The sequence below is a fragment of the Flavobacterium amniphilum genome, assembly GCF_023634845.1.
GTDB lineage: Bacteria > Bacteroidota > Bacteroidia > Flavobacteriales > Flavobacteriaceae > Flavobacterium > Flavobacterium amniphilum.
Genome location: NZ_JAMLJL010000050.1, coordinates 1 through 1,094, shown reverse-complemented (window position 1 = coordinate 1,094; position 1,094 = coordinate 1). Strand labels below are relative to the sequence as shown.

At 31.1% G+C, this 1,094-nt stretch carries 1 protein-coding gene; it reads right to left on the bottom strand.

Going from position 1 to position 1,094, the window contains the following annotated elements; genetic code table 11:
* Positions 1-237 precede the first annotated feature (237 nt).
* Complete coding sequence (locus tag NAT51_RS19615; RefSeq protein ID WP_250601810.1) at positions 238-816, bottom strand: hypothetical protein; 579 nt, start codon at positions 814-816, stop codon at positions 238-240.
* Between the last annotated feature and the right edge of the window lie 278 nt (positions 817-1,094).

Sequence of the window (1,094 nt, the reverse complement as noted above, 5' to 3'; positions counted from 1 at the left end):
GGTTTTAAACATTATCAGAAATAAAATTGTATCAAGAGTGTTTGCAACTGTAAACAGAGGAACACCATATGTTGAAATCAATAAATTTTTAGCTTAAAAATTTGGATTTGATCTTGGAATGCGGCTTGGCGCAGTAGCGGCTGCGTGAACGATTTATTTTCTTGCTAAGATAAGATTTTCCAGCGGAAAATCGAACGTTGTTACTTATTGATTTGTAGCTATTGAGCCAAACCGTTGTTATAAGCCGTTTTTTTGACTTAACATAAAGTACAATCCGAAACAAAATAAATCTAAAGCACTTCCTGAACTCAGTCTGAATACACAAAACTCTTCACCTTCTAAGCTATAATTTTCCACAATGCTAAAATCAGTTTTATATTTCAAGTTATACTCGATCATTTTAGTTTCGCATATTTTTGGATTAACCATTAGAACGAAAAAAATCGGTTTTATTAGATTTGTTGGTTTATTAAAATCTTGATTTAGTTTTCTTACTGTATCAATAAAATCATTTTTTTTATCTCCATTTAAAGACATAGATAGTTTTAATCCAGCTGCAAAATGTGAGAAATCAATAAAATTAAAAATTTCTTCTTCCGTTTTTAAATGAAACATTTGTGGAGAAGAGTTTAAATCAAAAATCTCTTTTTGAATTCTTATATTTTCTTCCGGAAGGTATTTAATTTTTAATGCGGAAAGTTCGTATTTCTCAATTTGAGTTTTTTCTATTTCGAAAGTTTCGCCAAAAGATTTGCATTCGGCAATTGATTGTCCAATTAGAATTTGATAAGTTTCTATAGTTCTCAATTCATTCATTTACTCACAGTTTTTCTAAAATGGCTTATAACGTGCCGCGGCTTGGTGCAGTAGCGGTGCCAGCGTGCTGATTATTTTCTGTTAAAGATAAAGTTTTTTCGTGAAGAAGAACGTGAAGTTGAAATTAAACTAGCTATTGCGCCAAACCGCTGTGCCTGTTGTACAACTCAAATATAAGAATTTCGTATATTTAGCTATGCAAGGCACAAAGACATTTATTCCCAAGTTATTTACCACTGTCAATTTAGATCAATTGGTTCCCATGGATAATTTTTATA